A 19,676-nucleotide genomic window follows, 5' to 3' on the forward strand; every position below is an offset into this window, starting at 1 on the left:
TGATAATATACTACATATAGTATTTTAACCTAAAATGTACAGAAAATCATAGCATAAATGAAAAAAGAGGTGAAATAATTGAAAATTTTATTAACAACGTTAAATTCAAAATTTATACATACAAATTTAGCAATAAGATATTTAAAAGAGTTTGTAAAAGACTTAGTTGAAGTAGATTTAAAAGAATATACAATAAATAATGATTTAGATTATATATTAAAAGATATACACAAACATGATTATGATGTAATACTATTTTCAACTTATATATGGAACGTAAACGATATAGTTAGATTATGCCATAATATAAAGAAAGTAAAGCCAAGTATAAAGATAGCTCTAGGTGGGCCAGAGGTAACTTATGATAGCGAAAGCTTTATGGAAAAGCACTCATTTGTAGACTATATACTTTATGGAGAGGGAGAATTAGTTTTTAGAGATTTGGTAATGTATCTAAAAGGACAAAAATCTTTAGAAGATGTAGAAGGTATAGTTTATAGAAATAACGATGAGATAGTTGTAACTAAACCTAAGGAATTATTACAAAATCTAGATGAAATACCTAGTCCTTATGATCATTTAAATCCAGCAGAATATGAAAATAGAATTGTTTACTATGAAACATCTAGAGGGTGTCCTTTTAATTGCCAATACTGCTTATCTTCAACACTTGAAGGATTAAGATATTTTAGTATAGATAGAGTAAAAAAAGATTTAAAGGCATTAATAGATGCAAGGGTATCTCAAATAAAGTTTATAGACAGAACTTTCAATGCTAACAAGAAGTTTGCACAAGAAATAATGAATTTCCTTATGGAAAATGACAATGGTTATACAACATATCATTTTGAAGTCACAGCACACTTATTAGATGAGGAAACATTAAACTTCTTAAAAGATTGCAAAGAAGGGTTATTCCAATTTGAAATAGGAGTACAAAGTACAAACCAGAAAACTCTTGATGCAGTTGGAAGAAGAGATGATTTTGAAAAATTATCTTATGCAGTTAAAAAAGTAGCATCGTATAGAAATATACATCAACATTTAGATTTAATAGCGGGACTTCCATATGAAGATTATGCAAGCTTTGAAAATTCATTTAATGATGTATTTAATTTAGGTATAGAGCATATACAATTAGGGTTCTTAAAGATGATAAAAGGAACTGGTATAAGAAATACTGCAAAAGAACATGGATATAGATACAAAGATTATACACCATATGAAGTATTATATAATGATTATATAAGTTATAGCGAAATGATAAAGTTAAAAGATATAGAAGAAATACTAGAAAGATACTATAACTCTAAAAACTTTGTATTGTCAATGAGATACATAATACATAATTATTATGAGCAAAGTCCATTTAAATTCTTTGAAGAATTTGCAACTTACTTTGATGAAAATGGGTATTTTGATGTAGCACAAGGTAAGAATCAATTATATAAAATATTATTAGATTTCTACAACGATAAGATAAATGATAAAAATGAATTATTTAATGATATATTAAAGTATGATTATATATCATTAGGTAAAACTTCAAATTTACCTCAAATATTCAATAAAGAAGATGTAGAAGATTTTAAAAATAGATGTCATATGTTCTTACAAAATGAAGATAACATATTAAAATATATACCACAGTTTGAAAATAAACCAGCTAAGCATATAATAAAATATGTTCATTTTGAACCATTTAGATTCGATATATTAAAGTTAAAAGAAGATATACATGCTGATATAAAAGAGATAAAAAATATAATTTTATTTGTCTATGATGATGATAACAAAGTTTTTGAAAAGTCAAAGTCATATAGTGTTAACATATAATATTAAATGCTAATTATTACATATTGGTATTATATATTATGAAAACATATCACATAAATTTTTAATGGGTATAAACATTAATAGATTAAAAATTATTATGTGAAGTTACAAAGGAGGAAAAAATGAAGTTTAAAATAGAAAAGTATTTATTAAAGAAAACAGAAGAATTATCTTTTATAACTATAAAACATGGTGGAGAATTTAACTTAGAAGGTTACACTATACCTAAGGGTGGATTAGATGTACCTATAAAAAATGAGGTATTAGTTAAAGGAATAAAAGAAAAGACAGCACAAGATAAGATAAATACAATGTCTATAGCAGATGCTATGATATATATAATGGGTATTGATAGCCAATTTAAGTATAATGAAGAATACAGAAAATTTTTAGATGCTTTTAGCAAAAAAGTAAATATAAATATAAAAGAATATATGGGCTATATGTCTAAAAAATACTTTGATATTGGTGAGATAACTGATTCGTTAATATACTTAAAAGCTATGATAAGTATGTATCCAAATGACATAGATGGATTATATCATTATTCAATAGTTTGCCAGGAACTAGCAAAGCAGTATCAAAAAGATATGGACAAAGAAGCTATGAATAAGTTTTTATTAGAAGCCTTAGAAAAGTTGGAAATGGTTATACAATTAGATGAAAACTTTGCTTTAGCTTACTATCATTTAGGATACCATTACTACAATCAAGGTCAATATTTAAAGGCTAGAGTTATATGGGAAGAAGCACAAAAATTAGGGTTAGATGCAGACTTAATGGCAGAGGTTCAAGAAAATATAGGAAAGATGGACTTTAAAGTTCAATATGAAGAAGGTTATAATTTAGTATTCCAAGGAAAATGTGAAGAAGGACTAGAAAAATTATTACCTCTTGAACAAGATCATCCTGATTGGTGGAACTTATTATTTATGATAGGATTAGCTTATAAAAATATGGGTGAATTTGAAGAAGCTAAGAAATATTTTGAAAAAATACTTATAACTAAACCACATCAAGTAGATACAATGGTTGAACTAGGCCTTTGTGAAGCTAGTATGTTCAATATAGATAAAGCTATAGAACACTTTGAACAAGCAGCTAAAATAAAAGAAGATCCAGAAATATTATGCAATTTAGGGATGGCATATCTAAACAAAGGTGATATAGATGATGCTATATATTATATAGAAAGAGCTTATGAATTAGATCCACAAGATGAAATTACAGTGGCATGTTTAAGAGAACTTGATAAATATAGATAAAAAATAAGTTAAAATTTACTATAAAAAAATCTAAAATTGACTTTAACTAAATTAAAGGGTATAATAAATCACTGAGATTATATAATTATATTCAAAAGTTAAAATTAGGAGCGAAGAAGTATACCTTGTATATGGGCACTTGAGGTATATGGAGTTAATAGTGCAACCGACTATTCAGATAATATTTAAATATTATTCGAATAGTCTTTTTTATTTTAAGATACAAGTTTATTGATAAGATATTAATGAAAATTAAATGAAAGCTAACAATTTTATATAGCATAAATGCGAACAAATTAAAATAATTAAAAGGACATAAATACATATAAGCTAAAAATAGGAATGAAGAAGTATACCTTGTATATGGGCACTTGAGGTATATGGAGTTAATAGTGCAACCGACTATTCAGATAATAAATCATTATTATCTTGAATAGTCTTTTTTATTTTAAAATAAAAGTTTATTGATAAGACATTAATGAAAATTAAATGAAAGCTAACAATTTTATATAGCATAAATGCACACAAAGCAAAATTATTAAAAGGGCATAAATACATATAAGCTAAAAATAGGAATGAAGAAGTATACCTTGTATATGGGCACTTGAGGTATATGGAGTTAATAGTGCAACCGACTATTCAGATAATAAATCATCATTATCTTGAATAGTCTTTTTTATTTTAAAATAAAAAGATTTAAAAAGGGTGGTGAAATTTATTGAAAAATAAATACAAGTTAGGAAAAAAAATAATATCGATACTTACGTCAGTACTAATGGTTATAAATGTGTTAATTAATACACATTTTGCGTATGCTGAAGAAGTTAAGACAGATAATCAAGGGGATACAATAGAAGTATCTATAACATGTGATAAAAAAGAGATTGAGCCTGGAGAAAAATTGAATTTTAAACTAGAGTATAAGGCTAAATATGGTCCAGGGAGTATAAAACCAGGTGATACTATAGAATTTGAAATGCCTAGTTGGCTTGAAAGATTTAGCTTTAAATTCCCCCCAGAGCATTTTAAAAGTGTACAAATGGAAGGTAATAAAGTAGTAGCAACTTTTGGGGATGATGTTTATGATGCAATAGGAGGATATGTTAATGTATCAGCATATGCAGATAAAACGGAAGAAGTAGATAATCAGAAGATAGAGGTATGGATTGATGGAAAACCAGTTACTAGCATAGAAATAGCTATAAAACCATCTAATGAAACAGAGCCTATAATAGATAGACAGATTCTTAAAACTATAAATAATTATGACCATGTAGATTCAGATGGAAATACGGTAGGAAATATATATTATCCAGTACTAGGAAAAACTCAACAATATAGAGTATATGTTAATGAGAAATTTTCAAATATATCAAATGCAGTATTAACAGATAATATGCCTGAAGGAATGGAGCTTATACCAAGTTCTGTAAATGTAATTAAAATAGAAAGAGATAGCGCAGAAACAGATGTCACAGATAGCTTAAATATAAGCAAATCATCTAATAGGCTTAGTATAAACTTTGGAAATATTAAAGATAAATATATTGTAACTTATAAGACAAAGATTACTCAAAATTTGAGTTCTTATAAGAATACAGCAGTATTTAATAAAAGCGATGGTAAGTTAAATAGTACTGTTATATTAAAACAAAAAAATGAAGCAAAAGATGTTATAAGTAAGTATAGTTATACCTCTGCTAAAAATTCAGAAGGTAAAAATGTAGCATCTATGAACGAAAATGTAAGATATAGAATAGATATTAATGAAAATAGGTCAAATCTTAAAAATGTAACTTTAAATGACTTTACACCTAAAGGAATGGAACTTTTAAAGGACAGTATAAGTATAGGTAAATACAATAAAGATGAAAGCTTTGAGTGGGTAACAGATCAATTTAAAGATAAAATAAACACTAATAATGGAAATTTAACTATAAATTTTGGAAACGTAGATGATTACTATATTGTTTGTTACGACATGAAGATTACAAATGTTGAAGATTCATACTCAAATACTGCAAAGTTATCATACAATGGAACTAGAAATAGTGTTGATGATACGGTTAAATATGAATACAATGCAGGAGCTATAAATGCTCACAAATCTGTTGATAAGACTAAATTAGAAAAAGATGATGACCAAAGTGTTGTATATTCTATAAACTTTGAGAGTTTTGGTGTATTCCAAAAGGGATATATAGATTTAGTAGATAAATTAGATCCGAACGTAAAGATCGTAAAAGTTGAAGTTCCAGATGCTTTTTCTAGTAAAATAGATAAAGCAAATAATACAGTCAATATTATCAATGATAAGGGACAAATAAATTACAAAGAAAATTTAGAAGTAAAAATATATACTGATTTTAGCAATGTAAAAGATGGAACAACTGTATCAAATATAGCTAAAATAAATGGTAATCCAAGTAATAAAGTTGAAACTAAAAAGGGATATGCTTTTGAAGCTATTAAAGTTGATAGTGAAAATAAGGAAAGTAAGCTTAGTGGAGCTATATTTAATCTAAAAGATTCTAATAAGAAAGTTATAGGAAAATTAACTAGTGATGAGAATGGATTAATTAAATCAGATGTAGATAATGTAGGAACATATTATTTACAAGAAGTAAAAGCTCCAGAGGGATATTCAGTAGATGGAAAAGACATAAAGTTTACTATAGAAAAAAGTGATATAGGAACTGTTAAAAATATAGGAACTATAACAAATGAGAAAACAAATGGAGAAGTAGAAATAAAGAAAGTAGATAAAGATAATACAAGTAAAGTGTTACCAGGAACAGAGTTTGAAATACAAACACAAGATGGGCAAAAGGTAACAACGATAATAACTGGAAAGGACGGAATAGCAAGAGCAAGTCTAAAGCCAGGAAAGTATAAAGCAGTAGAAACAAAAGCATCCAAAGGATATATATTAACAAATGAAGTACAAAACTTCGAAATAAAGTTTAATCAAAAGGAAGATGCAAAATTAGTATTTGAAAATGAGAAGCAAGAAATTCCTACTGAAAAAATTAACAATAAGTTAAATGAATCAGAGAATAAATCAAGTGGAGAAGTAGAAATAAAGAAAGTAGATAAAGATGATACAAGTAAGGTGTTACCAGGGACAGAGTTCGAAATCCAAACACAAGATGGGAAAAAGGTGACAACGATAATAACTGGAGAAGACGGTATAGCAAGAGCAACTTTAAAGCCGGGAGAATATAGAGCAGTAGAAACAAAAGCATCAGAAGGATATGTATTAACAAATGAAGTACAAAATTTTGAGATAAAGCCTAATCAAAAAGAAAATATAAAATTAGTTTTTGAAAATAAGAGGGAAGAATTGCCTGTAAAAGATACTAATAATAAGCAAAGTGAATCAGAAGATAAATATAATAATGATAATAAAGTAGTAGATGAAAAAACAAATGGAGAAGTAGAAATAAAGGAAGTTGATAAAGACAATCCAAGTAAAATGTTGCCAGGAACAGAGTTTGAAATCCAAACACAAGATGGAAAAAATGTGACAACAACAACAACTGGAAAAGACGGAACAGCTACAGTAAGTCTAGAACCAGGCAAGTATAAAGCAGTAGAAACAAAATCATCAGAAGGGTACCCATTAACAAATGAAGTACAAAATTTTGAGATAAAGCCTAATCAAAAAGAAAATGTAAAATTAGTTTTTGAAAATGAGAAAGATGAAGTGTCTGAAAAAAATACTAATAGCAAGACAAAGGAATTAGAGCATAAATATAATAATGATAATAAAGTATTAGATAAAACTACTAATACTCCTAAAACAGGAGAAGAATCTATAATAGGATATATTGCATTAGTTATATTAGCTTTAGTGGGGATTGTATTTATAAACAAGAGAAAGTAAATAAAAAAATAGTATTAGTGTATTATGCTAATACTATTTTTTTAATTTTATAGAATATTTAGACTATACTACTAGAAAACTATTTTAGTACTAAATGTGATATTATTTAAATATATATAACAAGGGGGAGTATGAGATGATAAAAGATTTACACGATATGTTAGACAAACTAAAGCAAGAAGAAAAAGTAATACTTTCAGTTGCAGCAGCAGAAGATAGAGAAGTTTTATTAGCTATAAAGGATGCAGTTAATAAAGAAGTTATACAACCTATATTAGTAGGACAAGCAGATAAAATAAAGTCTATATCAAATGACATAAACTTTGAGTTAGAAGGTATAACTATAATAGACTCGCCAAGTATAGAAGAAAGTGCAAAGATTGCCGTAGAGTTAGTGTCTAAACAAGAAGCTGATTTTGTTATGAAGGGATTACTTGATACATCAATACTATTAAAATCAGTGCTTAACAAAGAGTATGGCCTTAGAACAGAAAGTTTACTTAGTCATGTAATGATATATCAACTTGAAAATTACCATAAGCTTTTAGTGCTAACAGATGGTGGAATGAACATATCTCCGGAGTATGAGCAAAAAGAAAAAATACTAAAAAATGCAATACAAGCAGTTAAATGTTTAGGTATGGATAATGTAAAAGTAGCCTGTTTAGCAGCAAAAGAAAAAGTAAATCCAAAAATGCAAGCTACAGTGGATGCGAGACTATTGCAAGAAGCTTGCAAAGAAGGCAAATTTGGAGAAGGCGTTATAGTCGAAGGTCCGCTTGCATTTGATTTAGCTATATCAAAAGAAGCAAGTGAAGTAAAAGGATTTAAAAGTGAAGTAAGTGGAGATACAGATATATTATTAGTTCCAAATATTGAAGTTGGAAATGGAATAGGAAAATCATTTACATATATGGCGAATGCGAAATCAGCAGGAATTATAATGGGAGCAAAAGCCCCAGTAGTATTGGTATCAAGAGCAGATAGTCATGAATCTAAGCTATATTCTATAGCATATGGAGCACTTATTGCCAAGAGCATGAAATAATATATACAAATAATGTAAACAATATTATAATATAAATAGGTAAACGTTTTTAGAAAAATTCAAATTAATAAAAATTTTAAATTAATATATATTTTTCAATAGATAATATGGGGAAAATATAAAATATACTTCTTATATAAAACTTTATACAAGAAGTATATTTTATATAAAAAAATAACTTATATTGAGCAAACTAATTTTGTTAAAAAAATATTTAAAAGAATACCAAATTAACAAAATTTAGTATATAATCAAATTAGGGAATCAATAACTTTAGTCTTACAATGGACATAATTTTTTATCACCTCTAGGATTAAAAATCAAGGAAAAAGGGGATAGGAATATGGATAAAAAAATGATGACTATCGATTTGAACAGTCAAGCTATGTTAGATAAGGCTGCAAAAGATGGTGTAGAAACTATGTATGATAGAAAGCTTTCTATGAAGGCTCAATGTGGATTTGGTCTTCAAGGAACTTGTTGTAGAATATGTGCAGCTGGACCTTGTAGAATAACTCCTAAAACTCCACTTGGATTATGTGGAGCTGATGAGCATGTAATAGTAGGTAGAAACTTTGCTAGAATGGTTGCAGCGGGGACTGCAGCTCACTCTGATCATGCAAGGGGTATAGCTCATACATTATCTTTATCTAGTAGAGATGGAAACTACACTATAAAAGATGAAGTTAAATTAGTTAATTTAGCTAAAGAATGGGGAGTAGAGACTGAAGATCGAGATATATATGATATAGCTCATGAAGTTGCAGATATAGCTTTAATGGAGTTTGGTAAACCACATGGAGTATTAAACTTCTTAAGTCGTGCTCCAAAGCAAAGACAAGAAATATGGAAAAGATACGCAATAGAACCAAGAGCTATAGATAGAGAAATAGCCACAATAATGCACTCAACTCATATGGGATGTACAGCTGATATAGATAGTTTAATAAACTTATCAATGAGAACTTCATTATCAGATGGATGGGGTGGATCAATGATAGGAACTATATTCAGTGATATACTATTCGGAACACCAACAGTTAGACAATCAGAAGCAAATCTAGGAGTATTAGAAGATAATAAAGTAAACATAATATTACATGGACATGAACCATCATTATCAGAGATGATAGTTTTAGCATCTGAAGATCCAGAATTAGTAGCATTAGCTAAAGAAATGGGAGCAGATGGAATAAACTTAGCTGGTATGTGTTGTACTGGTAATGAGGTTACAATGAGACATGGTGTAAGAACTGCAGGAGACTTCCACCAACAAGAGTTAGCTATCGTAACAGGTGCTGTAGAAGCAATGATAGTTGACGTTCAATGTATATTCCCTGCATTAGCAAAAGTCGCAGAATGTTATCACACTAAATTCATAACAACATCTCCAAAGGCAAAAATAGCAGGATCAACTTATATAGAATTCACAGAAGAAACAGCTCTTGATGATGCCAAGAGAATAGTAAGAGAAGCTATACTAAACTTCAAAAATAGAGATAAAGAAAAAGTTGAAATACCACAGTTAAAATCTTCAACAACTGTAGGATTCAGTGAACAAGCAATAATAGGTCAATTAGATAGAGTTGTAAACTCTCAAATAGATCAAGCGGGAACTGTTAAACCATTAGTAGACTGCTTAAAATCAGGAGTATTAAGAGGGGTAGTTGGTGTTGTTGGATGTAACAATGCAAGAAGTACTTCAAATAAAGCTCATGTTACTATAATGAAAGAATTAATTAAAAACGATATACTTGTAGTTACTACAGGTTGTGGTGCTTCAGCTGCTGGTAAATTTGGACTATTAACTAAAGAAGCTAGAAGTATGGCTAGTAAGGGGCTTGCAACAGTTTGTGAGTTAGTTGATATACCTCCAGTAATACACTTAGGTTCTTGTGTTGACTGTAGTCGTATATTATCTGTAGTGTCAGAAGTTGCTAAGTTCTTAGATATGGATATGTGTGATATTCCAGTAGCAGGTGTAGCACCAGAATGGATGTCAGAAAAAGCTGTTGCTATAGGTACTTATGTTGTAGCATCAGGGATAGATACATACTTAGGAATTATGCCTCCAGTTGCTGGTTCTGACAAAACTGTTGAGATATTGACTCAAACATTACAAGATTCAGTAGGAGCTACATTCAAGGTAAATGAAAATCCTGAAGAATTAGCTCAAATGATAATACAAGATATAGAAAAGAAACGTGTTCATTTTGAAAAATTAGTAGAAGAAAAAATGAATGAAGAAGCTACTGTTGAAGCTTAATAATGCAAAATAAGTAATAATTATTTATTAGTCTAAAAACGATAAGTGGATATAAATATAACAAATATCTACTTATCGTTTAATATAAATAAAAGACAAAAAATAATTAAATTTAAATAAATGTAGACATACAAAGAGATTGACCAGATTTAAATAAAGAAAAACAGAAATAAACATTAAAAAATTAAGTAACTAATGACAAAAGGTGGTATAATATGAAAATAGCAATAACAGGTAAGGGCGGAGTAGGTAAAACAACTTTTTCTTCAATGCTATCTAGAATGTTTGCAGAAGATGGATATAGAGTACTAGCAGTTGATGCTGATCCAGATGCAAACTTAGCTTTAGCACTAGGATTTCCAAGAGAAGTCTATGAGTCAATAGTTCCAATCTCAGAAATGAAAAAACTTGTTTCAGATAGGACTGCTGCATCAGTAGGATCATTTGGAAAAATGTTTAAAATGAATCCTAAGGTAGATGACATACCAGAAAATTTATGTAAAGAACATAATGGAGTAAGGCTACTTACATTAGGAACAGTAGATTCTGGTGGTAGTGGATGTGTTTGTCCAGAACATGTACTACTAAAAAGGCTATGTTCACACTTAATATTACAAAATAAAGATGTAGTTGTTATGGATATGGAAGCAGGTATTGAACATTTAGGGAGAGGAACAGCTGAAAGTGTAGATGCATTTATAGTAGTTGTTGAGCCTGGAGAAAGAAGTCTTCAGACCTATAGAAAAGTAAAAAAGCTAGGACAAGATATAGGAGTTAAAAAAGTATTTGTCGTAGGAAATAAAATTAGAAATAAAGAAGACGAGGAATTCATAATCTCTAACCTAGAGGATGGGGAACCATTAGGATTTATATACTATAACCAAGATGTTATAGACGCAGATAGATCAAACAAATCTCCATATGACACAAGTGAAGAGACTAAAAATCAGATAAAAGCAATTAAAAACCATCTAGTTAAATTGCAAAATATATAACTGAAATGTCAAAAATCTAACTTTTAAGTGTCATAATAATTATGTTAAACACTATATGTATTTAAAACCATTAACTTTGTGGTATACATACATAGTGAAATATAAAATTATTAAATTTGTAGGAGGAGATTGAGTAATGGGATTTAAATCAGATATAGAAATAGCACAAGAAGCTAAGCCACAAGATATAAGAGAGATAGCTAAAAAATTAAATTTATCAGAAGATGATATAGAACTATATGGTAAATACAAAGCTAAAGTAGATTACAACTTATTAAAAAGAGACAATGGTGGGAAAAAAGCTAAATTAATATTAACTACAGCTATAAACCCAACTCCAGCAGGAGAAGGAAAAACTACTACAACTATAGGTGTAGCTGATGGATTAGCTAAATTAGGAGAAAATGTATTAGTTGCATTAAGAGAGCCTTCTTTAGGACCTGTATTTGGTGTTAAAGGTGGAGCAGCTGGTGGAGGATATGCGCAAGTTGTTCCTATGGAAGATATAAACTTACACTTTACAGGAGATTTCCATGCAATAGGAGCTGCGAATAACTTATTAGCTGCTATGCTTGATAATCACATCCACCAAGGAAATGAATTAGGAATAGACTCTAGAAGCATAACTTGGAGAAGATGTGTTGATATGAACGATAGACAACTAAGAAATGTTGTTGACGGTTTAGGATCAAGAGGTGATGGTGTAGCTAGAGAAGATGGATTTGATATAACAGTTGCTTCAGAAGTAATGGCTGCTTTCTGTTTAGCAAGTGATATAGTTGATTTAAAAGCTAGATTAGGAAGAATAATAGTTGGATACAACTTTAATGGAGATCCTGTAACTGCTGAGCAATTAAAAGCTAATGGAGCTATGGCTGCATTATTAAAAGATGCATTAAAGCCAAATTTAGTTCAAACATTAGAAGGAACACCTGCATTTGTACATGGTGGACCATTTGCTAATATAGCTCATGGTTGTAACTCTGTTATAGCTACAAGAATGGCTATGCACTTTGCTGACTATGTAGTAACAGAGGGAGGATTTGGTGCTGACTTAGGTGCTGAAAAATTCTTAGATATAAAATGTAGAATGGCTAACTTAAAGCCAGATGCTGTTATAATAGTTGCTACAGTAAGAGCATTAAAATATAACGGTGGAGTACCAAAAGATCAATTAAATAATGAAAACTTAGAAGCTTTAGAAAGAGGAATTCCAAACTTATTAAAGCATGTTGAAAATATAACTCAAGTATTTAAATTACCAGCAGTAGTGGCTATAAATGAATTCCCAACTGATACAGAAGCAGAAGTTAACTTAGTAAGAGCTAAATGCCAAGAACTAGGTGTTAACGTTGCATTATCTCAAGTATGGGCAAAAGGTGGAGAAGGTGGAATTGAGCTAGCTAAAGAAGTTATAAGATTAACTAGCGAGCCAAATGAATTTGAATTCTGCTATGAAGATGATTTATCAATAGAAGAAAAAATAAATGCTATAGCTACTAAGATATATGGAGCTGATGGTGTAGATTTTACTCCACAAGCTCAAAAAGAATTAGCAAAATTAGAAAAAATAGGATGCGGAAAAATGCCAATATGTATGGCTAAAACTCAATATTCTTTAACTGATGATCAGACTAAGTTAGGAAGACCAACAGGATTTAGAATAACAGTTAGACAATTAACAGTATCAGCAGGTGCTGGATTTATAGTTGCTTTAACTGGGCAGATAATGAAGATGCCAGGACTTCCAAAAGTTCCAGCAGCTGAAAGAATAGATGTTGATGAAAATGGAGTAATCTCAGGATTATTCTAATAAAGGAGAATGAAACAGTAGAGTATGACTATAGTCATACCCTACTGATTACATATAAAAACCTTAGATGATTCAAGGGGGAAGAAAATGAAAATATCAGAAAAAACTTGTGTTGAATTTGTAGAAGTTTTAGCTTCTAAATCAGCAGTACCTGGAGGAGGAGGAGCAGCTAGTCTAGTTGGAGCTATAGGAATGGCTTTAGGTAGCATGGTTTGTAACTTAACAATAGGTAAGAAAAAATATGCTGAATATGAAGAAAGCATAAAAGAAATCTTAGCTAAAGCAGGAGATATAGAAAAGAAATTATTAAGCATGATAGATGAAGATGCAGAAAACTTCTTACCTCTTTCAAAAGCTTACGGTCTTCCTACATCAACTGAGGAAGAAAAGAAGATAAAAGAAGAAACAATGGAGAAAGCTTTAAAGGTAGCTTGCGAAGTTCCAATAAATATAGTAAGAGTATGCTTTGATGCAATAAAATTACATGAAGATTTAGTAGATAAAGGTTCAAGACTTGCAATAAGTGATGTAGGTGTTGGAGTACAATGTTTAAGAGCTGCTATACTTAGTGGCCAATTAAATGTAGTAATAAATATTAATTCAATAAAAGACGAAGAATATGTAGCTAAAGTTAAAAATGAAGTTGATACTTTAGTTGAAGAAGGCGTAAAGATATGTGATGAAGTTTATGCTAAAGTTGAGAAAGCATTAGGCAAATAAATTATAGATTAGAAATAAAGAATTACATAAAGTATATAAATATAAATTAATAGGGGGAATTGGATCCATGGAAACAACTATAACAAAAGGACAAATAATAAAAGGAAAGCCAGTTGCTGACCAAATAAGTGAAAACTTAATAAAAGAAGTTAATGAATTAGTTAAAGAGGGTATAAATCCTAAGTTAGCTATATTAAGGGTAGGTGCAAATGGAAGTGACTTAGCTTACGAAAGAGGAGCATTAAAAAGATGTGAAAGCATAGGAATACAAACTCAAGTTGTTGAATTACCAGAAGATGTAACTCAAGAAGAATACATAAAAACATTAAAGGGATTAAATGAAGATAAAAATGTTAATGGTATATTATGCTTTAGACCTCTTCCAAAGCAATTAGATGAAGAAGCTATAAAGTACATAATATCTCCAGAAAAAGACGTAGATAGTTTCAGCCCAATAAACTCTGCTAAAGTTATGGAAGGAGATAAAACTGGATTCCCTCCATGTACACCAACTGCAGTAGTTGAAATATTAAAGCACTATGGTGTTGAATTAAGTGGATCTAAGGTAGCTGTATTAGGTAGATCAATGGTTGTTGGAAAGCCTGCTGCAATGCTTTTATTAAATGAAAATGCAACAGTTACTATATGCCATTCAAGAACTAAAGATTTAGCTAAAGTAACTTCTGAAGCTGATGTATTAGTTGCTGCTGTTGGTAGAGCGAGAATGGTTAAAGAAGATTTCGTTAAAGAAGGAGCAGTTGTTATAGATGTTGGTATAAACGTAGATGCAGAAGGAAACTTATGTGGAGATGTTGATACTAACGCAGTACTTGATAAAGTATCTATGATAACTCCAGTTCCAGCAGGAGTAGGTTCTGTAACTACATCTATACTTGCTAAGCATGTAGTTAAAGCTTGTAAGTTACAAAACAACAAATAAGATAAGTTTTTAGGGGGAATAGAGATGATAGTTTCTGAAAATAAATCAATGCAAGAAATTTTAGGATTCTTAAAGAAAGCTCAAAAAGTTGTTATAGTTGGATGTAATGAATGTGCAGCTACTTGTAAAAGTGGTGGAGAAGAAGAAGTTTTAAAAATGAAAGAAGCTTTAGAGTCAGAAGGAAAAACTGTTTTAGGATACACTTTACTAGAACCTGCATGTAATCTTTTAAAATCTAAAAAGGATTTAAAAGTATTAAAAGAAGAATTAAAAGAAGCTGATGCTGTTTTATCTATGGCTTGTGGAGATGGAACTCAAACCATAGTTAAAAATATAAAGAAATTACCAGTATATCCAGCAAATAACACTATGTTTATCGGGGAAACAAAGAGAGTTGGAGAATTCGAAGAGTCTTGTAAGGCTTGTGGAGAATGTGAACTTGGATGGACTGGAGGAATATGTCCAGTAACTGTATGTGCTAAGGGATTAATAAATGGTGCATGTGGTGGAGCTAAAAATGGAAAATGCGAAGTTAGCCCAGAAAATGATTGTGCTTGGATAATGATATATGAAAAGTTAAAGGAATTAGATCAATTAGAAAATATGGTTGAGATGAGACCAATGAAGGATTATTCAAAGCAAAACAATCCAAGACACTTAAACTTAAAGAAAAAAGAAGAAGAAGCTTCAGCTGAGGCTTAGATCGTTTAAAAGGTTAAAAGGGGGATTTTTTCATGAGCTTATTAAGAGAAACATTAGAAAGTGGGAAGTTTGCAGTAACAACTGAAATGGCACCACCAAAAGGTACAGATCTTTCTCACTTAATAGAGTGTGCAAAACCATTAGTAGGAAGAGTTCACGCTGCAAATGTAACAGACTTCCAATCTGCAGTTATGAGAACTACTTCGCTTGCTACATGTAAATTATTAAAAGATGTAGGATTAGAACCAGTAATACAAATGACTGGTAGAGATAGAAATAGAATAGCAATACAAGGAGAAATGTTATCTGCTGGTGTATTTGGAATAAACAATATGTTAGCTTTAACAGGAGACCATACAGTAGTTGGAGATCATCCACAAGCTAAAGGAGTATTTGATTTAGATGCTGTTGGTATACTTCAAACTGCTGAAACTTTAATGAAGGGTACTGACTTAGTTGGTAACGCATTAAAAGGATCACCAGAATTTTTCTTAGGAGCTTCTGTTACTCCAGAATATGCTCCAATAGAAGTACAATTATTAAAAATGCAAAAGAAAATAAATGCTGGAGCTAAGTTCTTCCAAACTCAAGCTGTATATGATATAGAACATATGAGAGAGTTTAGAAAGTTAACTAGAGATATGGATTGCAAGGTATTAGCTGGTATAGTACCTTTAAAATCTCCAGGAATGGCTAAGTTTATGACTGCTAATGTTCCTGGTATATTTGTTCCAGATGATCAAATAGAAAGATTAAGAGCTGCAGGAAAAGAAAATTGGGTATCAGAAGGTATAAAGATGGCTGGAGAGTTCATAAGACAATTAAAAGAAGAAGATTTATGTGATGGTGTTCACATAATGGCTATAGGAGCAGAAGAAAATGTTCCAGCTATATTAGATGCTGCAGGTTTATAATATATAGATAAATAGCTATGTTGCTTAAGTTTTCTAACTTAAGTAACATAGTATAAATAGATTTTATTAACGGATATAAATGGGGGAAAAAATATGAAAATAGCAGTTGTAGGTGGTGGACCAGGAGGATACGTTGCTGCAATAAAGGCAGCTATGCTTGGTGCTGAAGTAACAGTAATAGAGAAAAAGAGAGTTGGAGGAACTTGCTTAAATGTAGGGTGTATACCAACTAAAGCATTATTAGCATCTTCTTCTATGTTAATGAATATAAAAGAAGCTAAAGATTATGGAATAAATATAGATGGTGAAATCAATGCAGATTTCAAAGCTATAATGGGAAGAAAAGATAAAATAGTAAACCAATTAATAGGTGGTATAGAATTTTTATTTGAAAAAAGAGGAGTTAACTTAGTTAATGGATTCGGAAAATTAGTAGATAAAAATACTATAGAAGTTACTAAAGAAGATGGAAGCTCAGAAATAGTTAAGGCTGATAAAATAATATTAGCTAACGGTTCTGTTCCAGTAGTTTTACCAATGTTCCCATATGATAAAAAGAGAGTTATAACTAGTGACGAAGTACTAGGACTTGAAGAATTACCAGAGTCTATGTTAATCGTTGGTGGTGGAGTTATAGGTTGTGAAATAGGTCAATTCTTAAGAGCTTTAGGAACTGAAGTAACTATAGTTCAAAGAGGAGATCAAATATTACCTTTTGAGGATAAAGATGTAGCAAAACAGTTGCAGAGACAGTTTAAAAAGGATAAAATTAAAGTGTTAACAGATAGTGGAGTAGAGAAATGTGAAGTTGTAGAAGATGGGGTTATATCTACACTTTCAAATGGAAAAGAGATAAAAACACAATATGTTTTAATGGCAATAGGTAGAAAACCAAATCTTGAAGGTTCTGGAATAGAGGAAATAGGTATAGAGCTTAATAGAGGTAAGATTGTAGTAGATGAAAACTTACAAACTAATATAGAAGGTATATATGCAATAGGTGATTTAATAGATACACCATTCTTAGCACATGTTGCTTCTAAAGAGGGTATAGTAGCTGTGGAAAACGCTTTAGGCAAATCTAAAACTGTTGATTATACAGCAGTTCCAAGATGTGTATATACAGAGCCAGAGCTAGCTGCTGTTGGGAAAACAGAAAGACAATTAGAAGAACAAGGTATAGAATATCATGTTGGTAAGTTTGAATTTAGAGGATTAGGTAAAGCTCAAGCTATGGGTCACTTCCAAGGATTTATAAAGGTTCTTGCAGATAAAGAAGACAAAATAGTTGGAGCATCTATAGTAGGTCCTCATGCTACAGACCTATTAACAGAATTATCTCTTGCAGTACACTTAGGATTAACAGTAGAGCAAGTAGGAGATGTTATACATGCACATCCAACATTATCAGAAGGGTTAATGGAAGCTCTTCATGATGTACATGGAGAATGTGTTCATGCAGCTCCTAAATTAGCAAAAGCATAAGATAAAAACAGAGTAAAGGGGAAAAGCTCTGTTTTGACAAATAAAGGGGGAAATCTTGGTATGGGATATAACATAGCAGTAGCAGGAAAAGGTGGAACTGGTAAGACTAGTCTTACAGGGCTTTTAATTAATAATTTAGTAAGTAATAAAAAAGGACCAGTATTAGTTGTAGATGCAGATGCTAATGCTAACATAAATGAAGTATTAGGTATAGATGTTGAAGATACGATAGGGTCTATAAGAGAAGAAGTAAATCAAAGGGAAAAACAAGGTAATGCTTTTCCAGGAGGAATGACTAAGGCTCAATATTTACAATATAGATTAAATACTTGTATGTCAGAAGGCGAAGGATATGACTTAATAGTAATGGGAAGATCTGAGGGTGAAGGTTGTTATTGTTATGTTAATGGGATATTAAGAGAGCAAACAGACAAACTAGCAGATTCTTACGAATATTTAGTTATAGATAACGAAGCTGGAATGGAACATTTAAGTAGAAAAACTACTAAGCACATAGACAAATTGCTATTAGTTAGTGATTGTTCTAGACGTAGTGTTCAAGCTGTTGCTAGAATAAGAGATTTAGCTAGGGAATTAAAGCTAAGTGTTTCAGATATATATTTAATTGTAAATAAAGTTCCAAATGGAATATTAAATGATGGGATAAAAGAGGAAATTGAAAAGCATAATCTAAGTCTTATAGGTGTAGTACCTATGGATGAAATGATATATGAATATGATTCTAATGGTATACCTTTAGTAGAATTACCAAAAGAATCAAAAGCTAAAGTTGCTATAAATGATATAGTAACTAAATTAGAATTAAAATAGGCTTAAGGGGGAGTAAACTATGGCATTCAAGATGTCTGTTCAAAAGTATTCTGGTAAAATATCAGAAGTAGAAATAGGGACAGGAGAAAAAGCGATAAAAATAGGTGGAGAGAATATTCTACCATTTTATAACTTCGATGGGAATGGTGGAAATACTCAAAAAATAGGAATAGAAATAACTGACATATATCCAGAAGGATGGAGCGATGCTTTTAAAGAGATGTATAAAGATGTTTGTGATTGTCCAGTTAAGTGGGCTAAGCATGTAGAAGAAAATACAAAAGCAGACTTTATATGCTTAAAGCTTGAAAGTGCAGATCCAAATGGATTAGATAAAACTCCAGAAGAGTGCGCTGAGGTAGCTAAAAAAGTTGTTGAGGCTGTTAGTGTACCAGTAGTTATAGCTGGATGTGGAAACCATGAAAAGGATGCTAAGTTATTTGAAAAAGTAGCGCAAGCAGTAGATGGGCATAATTGTTTATTCTTAGCAGCTACAGAAGACAACTACAAGGCAGTAGGGGCTGCGGCTAGTATGGCTTATAGTCATAAAGTGTCTGCTGAGTCTTCAGTTGATATAAACCTAGCTAAACAATTAAATGTATTATTAGGACAATTAGGCGTTAAATCTGAAAATATAGTTATGAACATAGGTTCATCAGCTGTAGGATATGGATATGAGTATGTTGCATCAACTATGGACAGAATCAGACTTGCTGCATTTGGTCAAAATGATAAAACATTACAAATGCCAATAATAACTCCAGTTTCAAAAGAAACTTGGAATGTTAAAGAATCTATAGCAAGTGTTGAAGATGAACCAGCTTGGGGATGTGTAGAAAAAAGAGGTATAGCAATGGAAATATCAACTGCTGCAAGTGCATTAGTTGGTGGATCAAATGCAGTTATACTTCGTCATCCAGAATCAGTAGAAACTATAAAAGAATTAGTTAGCGCATTAGCTTAATAAATTGTAAG

14 protein-coding genes and 3 riboswitches are annotated in these 19,676 nt (G+C 30.6%); all 14 genes read left to right on the forward strand.

Translation table 11 applies throughout. The features are described 5' to 3' along the window. Positions 1-78: 78 nt before the first annotated feature. Complete coding sequence (locus I2H23_RS10795) at positions 79-1,836, forward strand: B12-binding domain-containing radical SAM protein (protein ID WP_166506013.1); 1,758 nt, start codon at positions 79-81, stop codon at positions 1,834-1,836. Positions 1,837-1,958: 122 nt separating this feature from the next. Then, the gene (locus tag I2H23_RS10800) at positions 1,959-3,101 is read left to right on the forward strand and encodes a tetratricopeptide repeat protein (RefSeq protein ID WP_092923555.1); all 1,143 of its coding nucleotides are present in this window, start codon (positions 1,959-1,961) and stop codon (positions 3,099-3,101) included. A gap of 97 nt (positions 3,102-3,198) precedes the next feature. Beyond that, positions 3,199-3,281: riboswitch (cyclic di-GMP riboswitch) on the forward strand. Between the two features lie 149 nt (positions 3,282-3,430). Beyond that, a riboswitch (cyclic di-GMP riboswitch) is annotated at positions 3,431-3,514 on the forward strand. 149 nt (positions 3,515-3,663) lie between these two features. After that, a riboswitch (cyclic di-GMP riboswitch) is annotated at positions 3,664-3,747 on the forward strand. A gap of 72 nt (positions 3,748-3,819) precedes the next feature. Further along, the gene (locus I2H23_RS10805) at positions 3,820-6,987 is read left to right on the forward strand and encodes a SpaA isopeptide-forming pilin-related protein (protein WP_166506012.1); all 3,168 of its coding nucleotides are present in this window, start codon (positions 3,820-3,822) and stop codon (positions 6,985-6,987) included. A 136-nt stretch (positions 6,988-7,123) separates the two neighbouring features. Next, on the forward strand, positions 7,124-8,035 hold the full coding sequence (locus tag I2H23_RS10810) for a bifunctional enoyl-CoA hydratase/phosphate acetyltransferase (RefSeq protein ID WP_195581624.1): 912 nt from the start codon (positions 7,124-7,126) through the stop codon (positions 8,033-8,035). 343 nt (positions 8,036-8,378) lie between these two features. Beyond that, on the forward strand, positions 8,379-10,301 hold the full coding sequence (gene cooS / locus I2H23_RS10815) for an anaerobic carbon-monoxide dehydrogenase catalytic subunit (RefSeq protein WP_092923564.1): 1,923 nt from the start codon (positions 8,379-8,381) through the stop codon (positions 10,299-10,301). A gap of 215 nt (positions 10,302-10,516) precedes the next feature. Next, positions 10,517-11,296 carry an ATP-binding protein gene (locus I2H23_RS10820; protein WP_092923567.1) on the forward strand — a complete coding sequence of 260 codons (780 nt, stop codon included), beginning with the start codon at positions 10,517-10,519 and terminating at the stop codon, positions 11,294-11,296. A 136-nt stretch (positions 11,297-11,432) separates the two neighbouring features. Next, positions 11,433-13,109, forward strand: coding sequence for a formate--tetrahydrofolate ligase (locus tag I2H23_RS10825; RefSeq protein ID WP_092923570.1), 1,677 nt, complete (start codon positions 11,433-11,435; stop codon positions 13,107-13,109). A gap of 87 nt (positions 13,110-13,196) precedes the next feature. Further along, on the forward strand, positions 13,197-13,829 hold the full coding sequence (locus tag I2H23_RS10830) for a cyclodeaminase/cyclohydrolase family protein (protein WP_092923574.1): 633 nt from the start codon (positions 13,197-13,199) through the stop codon (positions 13,827-13,829). 67 nt (positions 13,830-13,896) lie between these two features. Beyond that, positions 13,897-14,769, forward strand: a complete 873-nt coding sequence (locus I2H23_RS10835) for a bifunctional 5,10-methylenetetrahydrofolate dehydrogenase/5,10-methenyltetrahydrofolate cyclohydrolase (RefSeq protein ID WP_092923577.1) — start codon at positions 13,897-13,899, stop codon at positions 14,767-14,769. A 24-nt stretch (positions 14,770-14,793) separates the two neighbouring features. Further along, complete coding sequence (locus I2H23_RS10840) at positions 14,794-15,471, forward strand: methylenetetrahydrofolate reductase C-terminal domain-containing protein (RefSeq protein WP_092923580.1); 678 nt, start codon at positions 14,794-14,796, stop codon at positions 15,469-15,471. A 32-nt stretch (positions 15,472-15,503) separates the two neighbouring features. Next, the gene (locus I2H23_RS10845) at positions 15,504-16,385 is read left to right on the forward strand and encodes a methylenetetrahydrofolate reductase (protein WP_166506009.1); all 882 of its coding nucleotides are present in this window, start codon (positions 15,504-15,506) and stop codon (positions 16,383-16,385) included. A 93-nt stretch (positions 16,386-16,478) separates the two neighbouring features. Next, positions 16,479-17,870 (forward strand): dihydrolipoyl dehydrogenase, encoded by a 1,392-nt coding sequence (gene lpdA / locus I2H23_RS10850; RefSeq protein ID WP_166506008.1) that lies wholly within the window; start codon positions 16,479-16,481, stop codon positions 17,868-17,870. Between the two features lie 60 nt (positions 17,871-17,930). Next, positions 17,931-18,701, forward strand: coding sequence for an ATP-binding protein (locus tag I2H23_RS10855; protein WP_092923588.1), 771 nt, complete (start codon positions 17,931-17,933; stop codon positions 18,699-18,701). A 19-nt stretch (positions 18,702-18,720) separates the two neighbouring features. Next, entirely contained in the window at positions 18,721-19,665 is a 945-nt protein-coding gene (acsD, locus tag I2H23_RS10860; RefSeq protein WP_195581625.1) for an acetyl-CoA decarbonylase/synthase complex subunit delta, read from the forward strand. Positions 19,666-19,676 lie beyond the last annotated feature (11 nt).

Origin of the sequence: Romboutsia sp. BSD2780061687b_171204_C1 (assembly GCF_015560225.1) — a bacterium.
In the GTDB taxonomy this organism is placed as follows: Bacteria; Bacillota; Clostridia; order Peptostreptococcales; family Peptostreptococcaceae; genus Romboutsia_C; species Romboutsia_C hominis.

Excerpts from the sequence above, each read along its gene's own strand:
- I2H23_RS10800 (WP_092923555.1), top strand. The coding sequence starts at position 1,959 with ATGAAGTTTAAAATAGAAAAGTATTTATTAAAGAAAACAGAAGAATTA.
- I2H23_RS10840 (WP_092923580.1), top strand. The coding sequence starts at position 14,794 with ATGATAGTTTCTGAAAATAAATCAATGCAAGAAATTTTAGGATTCTTA.
- I2H23_RS10810 (WP_195581624.1), top strand. The coding sequence starts at position 7,124 with ATGATAAAAGATTTACACGATATGTTAGACAAACTAAAGCAAGAAGAA.
- I2H23_RS10830 (WP_092923574.1), top strand. The coding sequence starts at position 13,197 with ATGAAAATATCAGAAAAAACTTGTGTTGAATTTGTAGAAGTTTTAGCT.
- I2H23_RS10845 (WP_166506009.1), top strand. The coding sequence starts at position 15,504 with ATGAGCTTATTAAGAGAAACATTAGAAAGTGGGAAGTTTGCAGTAACA.
- I2H23_RS10825 (WP_092923570.1), top strand. The coding sequence starts at position 11,433 with ATGGGATTTAAATCAGATATAGAAATAGCACAAGAAGCTAAGCCACAA.
- I2H23_RS10855 (WP_092923588.1), top strand. The coding sequence starts at position 17,931 with ATGGGATATAACATAGCAGTAGCAGGAAAAGGTGGAACTGGTAAGACT.
- I2H23_RS10835 (WP_092923577.1), top strand. The coding sequence starts at position 13,897 with ATGGAAACAACTATAACAAAAGGACAAATAATAAAAGGAAAGCCAGTT.
- acsD (WP_195581625.1), top strand. The coding sequence starts at position 18,721 with ATGGCATTCAAGATGTCTGTTCAAAAGTATTCTGGTAAAATATCAGAA.
- I2H23_RS10820 (WP_092923567.1), top strand. The coding sequence starts at position 10,517 with ATGAAAATAGCAATAACAGGTAAGGGCGGAGTAGGTAAAACAACTTTT.
- lpdA (WP_166506008.1), top strand. The coding sequence starts at position 16,479 with ATGAAAATAGCAGTTGTAGGTGGTGGACCAGGAGGATACGTTGCTGCA.
- cooS (WP_092923564.1), top strand. The coding sequence starts at position 8,379 with ATGGATAAAAAAATGATGACTATCGATTTGAACAGTCAAGCTATGTTA.